General features: G+C 63.8%; 6 protein-coding genes. 4 read left to right on the forward strand and 2 right to left on the reverse strand.

Features of this window, described 5'->3' with window-relative positions:
- Nucleotides 1-230: 230 nt before the first annotated feature.
- Nucleotides 231-1145, reverse strand: coding sequence for an aldo/keto reductase (locus tag IAE77_RS30345; RefSeq protein WP_294235342.1), 915 nt, complete (start codon nt 1143-1145; stop codon nt 231-233).
- A gap of 186 nt (nt 1146-1331) precedes the next feature.
- A complete protein-coding gene (gene rpsT, locus IAE77_RS30350; protein ID WP_294235344.1) occupies nt 1332-1598 on the reverse strand; it encodes a 30S ribosomal protein S20 in 267 nt (88 codons plus the stop codon).
- Between the two features lie 200 nt (nt 1599-1798).
- On the opposite strand from rpsT, the gene IAE77_RS30355 reads away from it, so the two are divergent.
- The 4 genes from IAE77_RS30355 to sbcD all read left to right on the forward strand — a co-directional run.
- Nucleotides 1799-8002 carry a tetratricopeptide repeat protein gene (locus IAE77_RS30355; RefSeq protein ID WP_294235346.1) on the forward strand — a complete coding sequence of 2068 codons (6204 nt, stop codon included), beginning with the start codon at nt 1799-1801 and terminating at the stop codon, nt 8000-8002.
- Nucleotides 7999-8592: a hypothetical protein gene (locus IAE77_RS30360; protein ID WP_294235348.1), complete on the forward strand. Its 594-nt coding sequence runs from the start codon at nt 7999-8001 to the stop codon at nt 8590-8592. The genes IAE77_RS30355 and IAE77_RS30360 overlap by 4 nt, the downstream gene beginning before the upstream one ends.
- Nucleotides 8593-8631: 39 nt before the next feature.
- Entirely contained in the window at nt 8632-10260 is a 1629-nt protein-coding gene (locus IAE77_RS30365; RefSeq protein WP_294235350.1) for a CocE/NonD family hydrolase, read from the forward strand.
- A gap of 241 nt (nt 10261-10501) precedes the next feature.
- A partial coding sequence (gene sbcD / locus IAE77_RS30370; protein ID WP_294235351.1) for an exonuclease subunit SbcD occupies nt 10502-11157 on the forward strand: 656 nt, incomplete at its 3' end.

Here is an 11157-nt window from a genome sequence, read left to right on the forward strand (position 1 = left end):
GGAGTGCGCCGGCCCTCCGGCGCTTTCGAGCGTCCTCGGGCCTGCGAAAAGCTCCAGAGGGCTGGAGCACTCCAGGACGCTGCCGCGCCTGCGTCAGCTCAATGGCATCGTAATGGCTGAGGCAAATCGTCCGTTCCTGCTCACGACTTGCCAGCAACTCCACGACGCTGCCGCGTTAGAATGCACTCCAACTTGTGGGTAAAGGTCAGCCCGGGCCTGAGCAGCTCACTTCACGGAATTCCGTGCCCCTTGGCCGCCACCCAGAAGGCATACCAATCCTCGCGCTCAAGCTGGATGTCCGCGGCTTTCACGCAGGCCTGGATGCGGTCGAGCTTGTTCGTGCCGATGATCGGCAGCGGCTTGGAGGGATGCGCCATGATCCAGGCGTAGGCGAACTGGTCGAGCGTCGCCCCACCGTATTTGGCGCTGAGCTCGGCCGCTTTGGCCCGCAGGGGCTCGGTTTCTGGATTGCCCTGCATCAGAGCGCCCTTCGCCAGGGGCGACCACGCCATCGGCAGAATGCGGTGACGCTGGCACTGGTCGGCGGTGCCGTCGTAGATCGGGTCCATGTGCAGCAGGCTGAATTCGACCTGATTCGTCACCAGCGGCTGGTCCATGCGTGAGTTCAGCAGTTCGAACTGATGCACGTTGTAGTTCGAGACGCCGACGGCGCGGATTTTGCCGTCTTTGAGCAGTTTGTTCAGTCCTGCGGCCGTCTCGTCCGCACTCGTGAGCCAGTCCGGCCGGTGCACCAGGAGCAGGTCGATGTGGTCGATGCCCATCAGCCGGAGTGACTTCTCCGTGCTCTTCACGATTCGTTCGGCCGTCAGGTTGTAGAACGCCACTTTCCGCTCCGGATGGAAATCGCAGGGGATGTAGATCCCGCATTTGGTCACGATCTCGATCTTGTCGCGAAACGCGGGATCGAGTTTCAAGGCGCCGCCGATGGCCTCTTCGACGTGGTAGGTGCCGTAGATCTCCGCAGTGTCGAGCGTGGTGATTCCCAGGTCCGCGCAGGCCTTGAAGCGGCTCAGCAATGCCTGGGGCGTGCAATTGGCCTTGTCCTCGTCATCCAGAATGCGCCAGGTGCCATAGACGAGGCGGGAGAACTCAGGGCCGTTGGGAGCGATGCGGTGGCGGGTCATGGCAGAGGGAGGACGGTTGGAGTGATGAGGGAAGGATTGGTGGATGAATGGATGGTTGGATGAATGAGCGCAAGCGCGGCGAACGCAGGCGGCGCATCCATCCATCACTCCAGCCGCTCGCCGTCTGCAAAACAAAACGGCGTCCCTCGTCAGGACGCCGTTTTCGAAAGTTCTGGAACTGCCGGATTACTTCGTCAGCGCACCGACCTTGAGGGCCAGGCGGCTCTTGAGGCGGGAGGACGTGTTCTTCTTGAGGACGTTGGTCTTGGCGGCCTTGTCGGCGGCGGAGGCGAACTCGCTCAGGCTGGCGCTGGCGGCAGCGGCGTCCTTCTTCTCCACAGCGGCCAGCACTTTCTTGCGAAGCGTGCGGATGCGGCTTTTCACCGTCTGATTGTGAGCGGTGCGAGCCGTGGTTTTGCGGATGTTCTTTTCAGCGGAGCGGATGTTGGCCATAAAGGGGCGGGGGAAAGGGGTGGCGAGAATAGGACGCCACCCCCAACCTGTCAAACTGGAATCCAGCCGCCGTTTTCTGCCCGTCTCCGGCGCGGAACGGCGGCCCGGCGGTGCCCGCCGCATTCGTTTCACCCGCAGGTGGCCTCGTGTTGCAGCTTGGCGCTGCATGCAAAGGCGTTTAGGATCGTATGGAATTGAGCATGACGGGAATCTCAGGCCAGTTGCAGGGTGTCAGACGTCTCGTGGGGACGTGCGTGCTGGCATACACGTTGAGCGCGTCGGCGCAGACGGCCGAAAAGGCGTGGTCGGAGCGCGACACGAAGCTGGCGAACGAGTATTTGTCCCTCCTCGTGCAGCAGCCTGAGTATGGGCGCGTCCTGGACCTGCTCTGGGCGCTGTATGAGAAGCACGACGCCACGAAGCTGCTGGTCGAAAATGTGTCGCAGCAGGCGCAGTCGTCGAAGTTTCAGGCCGTGAAGCTGGTGGAGGCGCACCTCATCCGCCGCAGCGGCGATTTGAAGAAGGCGGCACAGATGTATGACGAGCTGCTGAAGCAGGACGGCAGCAACAAGCTCCTTCTGCAAGCGCGGGCGGCCGTGGCCCAGGAACTGGCTGATCCCGCCACCGCCTACGCTCACATCAAGCGACTGGCGGAATTGATCGGGCCGGACGATCCCGCCGGCCCGCAGATGTGGCTGCAAATGGGCGGCTGGGCGCTGGCGGTGAAAAAGAACGCGGAGGCGGCGGATGCTTATGAACGCGCAGCCAAAATGCGGCCGAAGGACATGGACCTCGCACGTGAGGTGGCCCAGTTGCTCCTGCAGGCCGGGTTTCCCGAGCGTGCGGTGACCTTCCTGCTGAAGCTCGCGGAGCAGAAGGACCCGCGGAGCAAGCTGGCCGCGCTGTATGACCTCGCCCGCATCCACGAGCACACGGACCAGTTCCCGAAGGCCGATCAGGCGCTGAAAGACGGGCTCGCGCTGCTCCATTTCCGCGACGGCCGTTACCTGGACTTTTTTCGCCGCCGGGTGCGTTTGCATGAGCGTTTCGGAGCGCTGGAGGATCTGCGTAACGCGCTGGTGACTGCTGCGAAGGCGGTTCCGCCCTCAGAGCAGGCCTTGTTCGATGCCGCACGGTTCTTTGACATCACCGTGGAGCCCGAGGAGCACGTGAAGTGGCTGCGTGAGCTGGTGAAGGCGGTGCCGCAGGCTGAGGACTACCGCTGGCAGCTCGTGCGGGCCTTGCTGGATCATGATGACACGGCCGAGGCGGCAAAACTGCTCGATGAACGGCTCAAGGGCGATGGCAGCGATGTTCCTGCCATCGTGCTGCTCCGCTGCGAGGCCGATCTGCGCGGTGGCGATGCACCGAGTGCGGTGAAGCGGCTCATGAAGCTGCTCGAAACGCAGGGCGGCGTGGATGTGGAGAAGCAGGTGCTCGTTTTCGCGCAAGGACGGTCGCTCGACGCGGTGGTGGAAAAAATCCTGCGAGCCCGGGTGGAGCGCGATCCGCAGAAGTCGGAGGCGGTGTTTGATCTGGCCGCCTTTTTCCGCGCCCGCCGGGATGTGGCGGCGGAAGACAAGCTGTTGCGCGAGTTCACCGGCAGCGCGACCACGGATGAGGAACGCATGAAGCGGCTGATCGAGGCCTCGTCGTTCCTGGCCGCGAGCAACAACCTCGACAGCGCGATCATCCTGGCCCGTTCCGCTGTCGCGAAACCGGATGCCGGCCGTGAGGCGTGGCTGCGGCTGGCGGATCTGCTGGCCGAGCAGGGTGAAAACGAGGAAGCGGCCGAGTGGGTGGAGAAAGCCTGGCATGCGAGCACCACCGACGAGGAACGTGTCGATGTGGACGAGCGTTTGCTGTCGATCCTGATGGGCGGGCAGAAAGTGGAGCCGAAACAGGGCCTGTCGGCCGAGTTCAAGCTGCCGGATGCGTTCACCGGTGCCGGCGGATTTGGCACCGGCGGAGAAAACGAGGGGCAGAAACGCGAGCAGATGCCGCAGGCGGTGATGGAGTCCGCGCAGAAGCAGATCACCGCGGCGCGAAACAGTGATTTCAAAACGACGGACGCTCAAGCAACCGCATTTCGCGGCTTCTGGTGGGCGCTGCGCACCGATCAGATCGAGGAGGCCTACGAGCTGCTTCACCGGCTGGAGTTTGATCCCGTCACGAAGAAGGAGCGGCCGCTGTCGCTGGTGGCGGAGCAGTTGAAGCTGGATCTGGCGGTGGCGGATGAGAACGCCGGGCTGACGGAGCGCCAGTTGCGGCACCTTTCCGAGATCGATCCGTCCGGGCGCATCCGCTACACGCTGCGGCTGGCGGAATTGCGGCTGGAGGCGGAGCGCCGCGTGGATGCGGACCGCAGCAGCCCGGGCTGGAAGACGGACACGCCATTTCCGCCGATGGGTGTGGAGGCGGCGAAGCTGCTGGAAGAAGCTTACCGCGAGTTTCCAGAATCCGGACAACTGCTCTCGGCGCTGACGAAGGTGTACTTCGTGCAGCGGCGTGCCGAGGATGCGCTGGCGCTGTGGCGGCAGGCGGTGAAGCGGGCGGAAGGTCCTGCGGCCATGCCTCTTCTGGAAAGCTACGCGGACATCCTGCTGCAGCAGCACCGCATCCAGGAACATGTGGAGGTGCAGGCGCAGATCCTGGAACGTGAGACGGATGTGAAACGCCGCCGCGAGGTGCTGCGGCGCTGCATCGACCGGCTGACGTTTTCAGACGCCAGCGGCGGGGAACTGGCGCCCAGCGTGGCCCGTGACCGTCTGAAGCTGCTGGAGAATGCGCTGCTGGAGCGTGTGCAGCGGCATCCCTTCGATGGTTTCTACCACGAGGCGCTGGCGCAGGTGTTCGAGCGCGGCGGTGAGCATGTGAAGGCCTTCGCCAGCATGAAGCAGGCGTATTACACCGCGCCGGACACGCCCTTCTCGCTGGATCAGTTGCGGGACGCGGCCCTGCGCGTGTCGGATTTGAAGTCGGCGATCTATTTCCAGAAGCAGATCGCCGCGTCCGCCGCGCCAAAGGACATCGCCCCGGAGACCCGCCGGCTGGTGGAGTTGCTGGAGCAGACGTTTCAGATCGCGGAGGCGGATCGTGTGCGCCGCCGCCTGGAAAGCCGGTTTTCCCAGGATGCGTCGGCTTTGGAGGAGCTGGCGAAGTATTATCAAGGCACAGGTCAGGACGAGGCGGAACGGCGTGTGTATGAGCAGATGGCTCGCGTGCGGACCTGGGACGGCCGCGCACGGCTGCGGCTGGCCTTGAAGTGCCTGCGCTTCGCCGATGAGGCGGAGGCGGAGCGGCAGCTCCAGGAGGTGCTGACGATGCCGGTGAAAGCACGCAGTTACGCCAGCAGCGGCATCCGCGCCCCCCTGCCGCTGACGGACACACGCCGGTCGTCGGAAGGTGGCGTGACGACGGGTGACCTGGTGCCGCTGCTGGACTTCGCACCCGGACTCGACCGCAAGGAACTCGACAAGATGCGTGCGTTTCTGGGCCAGCCACGGGCTGAATTCGCTGAATTGCCGACCGAGGCGGAGCTCGTGCGCCTGCGCGTGATCGAGGAGCTGGCCAAACTGCGCCGCACCCATGGCGGCGATGGCCTGGCAGCGTGGATCCGCCAGTGGAGCGATGATCCGAAGGCGAACGCGGTGGAAAAGCTATGGGCGCTGTATTATGCGGGCGCAGGAGCGGAGTTCCGCGCGGTTTTGAAGAAGGTGCTGCCGGAAACGGGCACGCTGGAGGCGCAGTTCTGCCTGGTTTGGCTGACTTTGCGCAGCGGCGGCATGGCAGACGTGGTGGCGTGGGCCAGTGAGAAGGGCTGGGCGCCGGATGTCATGAAAACGCGCACGGAGCTGCTGCAGACCTGCGTCTCGATGCTGGTGGATGTGTCCGATTTTCGTTATCGCGACGAGGAACTGCGCACGCTCGGCCGGTCACGCGTGCTGCGGAACTCGGCGATCGTGGAGCTGACGCGCAAATTGCAGGACAAACAGCGCTACGACGAGGCGCTGGCCCTGGGCGAAAGCCTGCCGAAGAACTCACCGGAGATGGAGATGGACTACTCCCTCTTCCTGGCACGCATCGCAGAGAGTGCGGAGCGTTGGGATCTGGCCCGCCGCTACCTGGACGACGCCCTGCGCGGACCGGTGACGGCGGAAAACTATCGCACGACCTACGATCCCTATCTGCTGAGCCTGACTTCCCTGAGTCGTGTCTCGGCATCCGACCAGCAGCGCGAGGAAACGCTGCGCGATGCCTGGCGCAGGCTGCAACGCACGCGGCCCTCGGCCTTGACCTCGATCCGCAAGGCGGCGGTGGCCGGATTGAGCGGCGCGGATGAGAAAGGCGCGGCCGCGTTGGGGCGCTTCCTGTCCGGGCCGTTCCTGGCCCAGCGGGACATGAGCGAGTCCCGGGGCAGCCTGCTGCCACAGGGTTCCTCTCGCTATGAGGAGCCGCTGCATCTCCGCAGCTACTGGGAGGAGACGCGGGAGATCCAGGCGCTGATGATCCAGCAGGGCCTCGGCTCGGTGGTGACTGGTGCCAGCAGCGCGGTGGCCGCGCGTCATGGCAATTCGATGCTGGGTCCGCGTTCGGATTCCGAATTTGGCGAATGGCGCATCAACGAGCTCCTTTCCAAGCTGCGTGAGGTGGATTTCCCCACGCGGAAACGGATGATCCGCGAGCACCTGGCCGCCGTGGATCTGCGCACCGAGCACTCGGTGGACACGCTGGGGAATCTCGGCAGCCGCCTGGAAACCGTGGGCATGGTGCGTGAGGCGATCGCGGTTTACGCCATGCTGCCGGACCGGGCGCCATCGAATCCCGACTACGCGCTGTGGCTGCTGCGCGTGTGCGAGAACTCCATGGAGATCGAGCCAGGGCTGCAGTTTTCGCTGAAGCTGCTCCTGGCGGAGCCGCCGCTGAAGCCGCCGCAGCCGGGGGATGACACGCTGCGTGAGAAACACGCGCTCTTCCTCGCCCGTGATTTCAATGTGGATGAATTGCGCCGCCAGGGCTTCCGCGAGCAGTTTTCACAGGTGCTGGAGCGTCGCCGTCCGCATGAGGTGTCCTACCTTCGTGAGCTGGGTCTGCTCCACGAGCGCCTGGGCGATGACAAGGCAGCCCTCTCCGCCTGGGATCGCCTGCATGCCTCCTACGTGGTCAATGACCAGGCCGGGACCGATCTCGATCCCGAGGCCAGTTTGCATCGCGGCCAGATCCTGCGCCGCCTGGCCCAGCCGCAGGCCGCCTTGAAAGTGCTGCGTGAAGTGCCCCTCGCTGATCCGCTGGATGCCACGGGGCAGGACGTGCTGAAGCTGCGCTGCCAGATCGCCACAGAGTCCAGGGATGAGGGCGAGACCCGGGCTCTGATGAGCCTGTGTGTCGAGCGCAAGTCGCTGCCCTGTGTTCTCGCTCTCGCCGCTGGATTGCGTGCGCACGATCGCGGCGCCGAAGCGCTCAACCTGCTCACCCAGGCGGATCGCACGCTGAAGGGTGACCACGAGCGCTTCACCCTGCGCCTGGAACAGCTCAAGGTGCTGGCCGCTGATCCCAACTGGACGCCGGAACGCGGACGCGCGCAGATTTCAGCGCTCTTCCGCGTCACCACACGTGATCGTGACACGCTGAAGGCCATGCACGACTGGCTCAAGGGGCTCGCAACCGGCAAACACGCTCCAAGCTGGGCCGCCATCCTGCGCACGGAGGCGCGTGCGGGGGCCGATCGCCCGCTGGCAGCGCTGGCCTTGAGCGCCTTCACCTCACAGCTGCCGGAGGCGGCGCATGCCGATTTCATGCACGCGTGGCAGAAGGCCGAGGAAAAGGACCGGCTCTGCATCGAGACCGCCGCGGAGGCCATGCTGCAGCAGGGCCGCGCCCGCTGGGCCTGGGACGCCTGCGCCATCGTGGCCGGCATTCCCACTCTGCGCGAGCAGGGGCGCAAACTGCCGCTTTCGGTGCGGGTGGCGCACGCCCTGGACGACTCGGCCTCGGTGCAGGAGCTCTTCAACGAATGCCTCCGCCTCACCTTCCCGGGCGGTGCGCAGACCATCGAATGGGCGCGGGCATTCGAAGCGGCCGGCCGTGCCGATCTCGCCCGCGAGTTGTTTGATGCGGCGCAGCGTCGTCTCGATGGCACTGCCTCGCTGCAGCCGGACCTCTTTGCCGCCCACGCTCGTTTTCTCATCCGCCAGCGCCAGTTTGAGGCTGCGGAGGCTTACCTCATGCGCATGAACTGGACCATGCCGGCCGAGTCGGCAAAACTGATCTTTGAACTCGAGCAGAGCTGGGGCAAACTGGCTGCCGTCGAATCCGAGCTGCCCAAGTTCCAGCTTCCCGGAGCCGTGAAAAAAGAAATCCTGTTCCTCAGAAGCCAGGCCGCCAAAGCCACTCCCCAGCCATGACCCGTTCATTCCAGCTTCTCCTCTGCCTCTCCGTCTCACTCGCATTGTCCCAGTGCGCCGGCGGCGACAAGAAGAAGGAGGAAAAGAAAGACTTTGCGGGCATGAGCCTGGCCCAGCGATCCATGCAGAAGCCGGATCAAAGCCGCCGCAGCACGTATGAGAAGTACATCACCAACTCGCGGTCGCGGGGCAACGCCGGCTCCCACTTCCAGAAGCAGATGCATCACTCGAAATCCTTCAACGGCGGTGATTCCTACGCGGGGCAGAAGCAGTTCAAAACGTCGCAAAGCTGGTTCAGCAGGTCGAAGAGCCGCAGTTCTGACATGACCTATTCGCTGGGTGGCAAGCAGGCGGTCGAGTCCAAGGGCTCCTTCGAGACCCAGGCTTCGCGTTTTGCCGACCAAAGCGCCCGCGAGGGCAGCTCCATGTTCAGGGACGGCAGAAACGTGTTCGAAACAGGCTCCGCCCTCACTCGCGATGAGCGGCGGGTCAGGAAACCGCTCATCATCGAGAACTACAACGACCGTGCAGAGGGCAAAAAGAGCGCCTATACGGAGGACGAGGTGAAGAAGCTCCTGAATCGCAACTGAGCGCCGATGGATGCGCGCACGTGAACGCGTATTCGCTGGATGAAATCCAGCCTGCTTGCCCTCCTCGCGCTTGTTTCCGTCTCCGTCGGCAAGGAGTTGCCCAAACTCGATGTCCCGGGCGTGCACGAGGAACACGTGATGATTCCGATGCGCGATGGCATCCGCCTTTCCGCCTACCTCTATCATCCTGAAGGCGATGGCAAATGGCCCGCCATCTTTGAGCAGCGCTACGCCGACATCAGCGGCATCAGCACCCGCAAACGGGCTGCGGAGATGGCCCTGCGCGGCTACGCGGTGGCGATGGTGAATTTCCGCGGCTCGCAGAAGAGCGAGGGCAAATACGTCGGCTATCGGGCGCTGGCCTGGGGCGAGCAGAAAGACGGCTACGACACCTGCGAATGGCTCGCAAAGCAGTCGTGGAGCACCGGCAAGGTCGGCACCTTTGGCAGTTCTCAGGGTGGCTTCGCGCAGAACTTCCTCGCTGTCACGCAACCGCCATCGCTCAAGTGCCAGTACATGGTCGATACCGGCCTCAGCCTGTTTCAGGAAGGCTATCGCATCGGCGGTGTCACGCGTCCGGGCCGCTTCGCCGACTTCGGCGCGAACTGCCGCGTTCCTTCTGACAATGCCGACCTGCTGCGTGAGTGGGACCAGCATCCCGACTATGACGACTACTGGCGTGCCGAGGACTGCACGCTGCATTTCGACAAGATGAACGTCCCCTGCTTCACCATCGGCAGTTGGTATGACTTCATGGTGCAGGGCAGCGTGCAGAGCTTCATTGGCCGCAAAGCGAACGCCCAGCAGCAGCTTTTGCTCGGCCCTTGGCTGCATGGGCGACTGAACAAAGGCAGCAAGGTCGGCGAACTCGTTTATCCCGACAACGCCACCTGGCCCGAGGTCGAGCACATGGTACGCTGGTTCGATCACTGGCTCAAAGGCATCGACAACGGCATCGAAAAAGAGCCCGCTGTCCGCTACTACGTCATGGGCGCTCTCGGCGAGTCCAATGCGCCCGGCAATGTCTGGCGCGAGGCCAAGGACTGGCCGCCGCAGGTCGAAAAAACCAGCTTCTATCTTCACGACGGCGCCGTTTTGAAATCCGACGCGCCTTCCGCGGCGAACAGCGGCACCAGCTACGACAGCGACCCGCTCAAGCCGATGGAAATGCCTGGCCGCGCCTTCCTCGGTGCCAAGGACGGCCAGAACTTCGAGAAACAGAAGGACGTCCGCACCTGGAGCACCGAACCGCTAACCAAGCCCCTCGAAATCACCGGCGAAATCGAGGCCGAGCTGTGGGTGAAGTCCACCGTCACCGACACCGACTTCATCCTCCGTGTCTCCGACGTTTATCCCAACGGTCGCAGCATCGTTCTCATGGATTATCCCATGCGCGCGCGTTATCGCGAAGGCATCGATCATCAGGTGCTCCTCACTCCCGGCGAGCCAGCAAAGCTCAAATGGCACATCGGCTGGACCAGCATCATTCTCAACGCCGGCCACCGCCTCCGCGTCACCGTCTCCAGCACCGGCGCACCGTTGTATGAGCCGAACAATCAAACCGGCGGCCCACAGACCGTCGATTGGATGAAGGAAACCAAACCCGGCACGCACACCATCCTCCACGAGAAAGACCACGCCTCACGCGTGCTGCTCCCCGTACAGTAGCCATCTCGCTCCGCGAGATGAGCCGGGCGTGTTGTTGTCACCCTTCACATCCTTTGGCCCCCCAGTTGACTCCCAAGCCTCAAGGGCTTGCGTCAAGCAGCCCAGTGTTCGTAGAACCTGGGTTACTGAAGGCCTTTGCCTTCATGGCATCATCCACCCATCCCATCCATCCGACAGAAAAAACCGTCCCCAAAAACGAATCCCTTGTTTCTGTCCGCATTTTTCTGTCAGTGGACTCCCCATGCGCATCCTCCACACCGCAGACTGGCATCTCGGCGCCCGACTCGTCGAGCGTGACCGCCTGCCGGAGCATGCCGCGTTTCTCGACTGGCTCATCGAAACCCTCCGCAGCGAGAAAATCGACGCGCTGCTCGTCAGCGGCGATGTCTTTGATGCTGCGAATCCGCCGCAGGATGCCGTCGCGCTCTACTTCGACTTCTTGAAGCGCCTCGCCGATCTCAAAACGGTCAAAGCGATCATCACCGGCGGCAACCACGACTCCGCCTCCCACCTCAACGCCCCGCGTGAGCTCTTAAAACGCTTCGACGTGCATGTCTTCGGTCACGCGGGCGAAACCAATGTCGTCGATCTCGGCGGAGCCGTCGTGGCCGCTGTGCCGTTTCTGCGCGAACGCGATCTCCGCCAGGCCGCCGCCGGTGAAACGATCACCGCCGTGCACGAGCAGCTCCGCAGCGCCATCCGCGCCCACTACGCCGCGCAGCTCGCCGCGTGCCGCCAGCTCGCGCAGAGCCGTCCCGTCATCGCGATGGGCCACCTCACCGTCCTCGGCGCCACCACCAGCGACAGCGAGCGCGACATTCACATCGGCAACCTCGGTGCCGTCGGCGCGGACATTTTTGAAGGCTTCGACTACACCTGTCTCTTATACACATCTCC

The organism is Prosthecobacter sp., from assembly GCF_014879935.1.
In the GTDB taxonomy this organism is placed as follows: domain Bacteria; phylum Verrucomicrobiota; class Verrucomicrobiia; order Verrucomicrobiales; family Verrucomicrobiaceae; genus Prosthecobacter.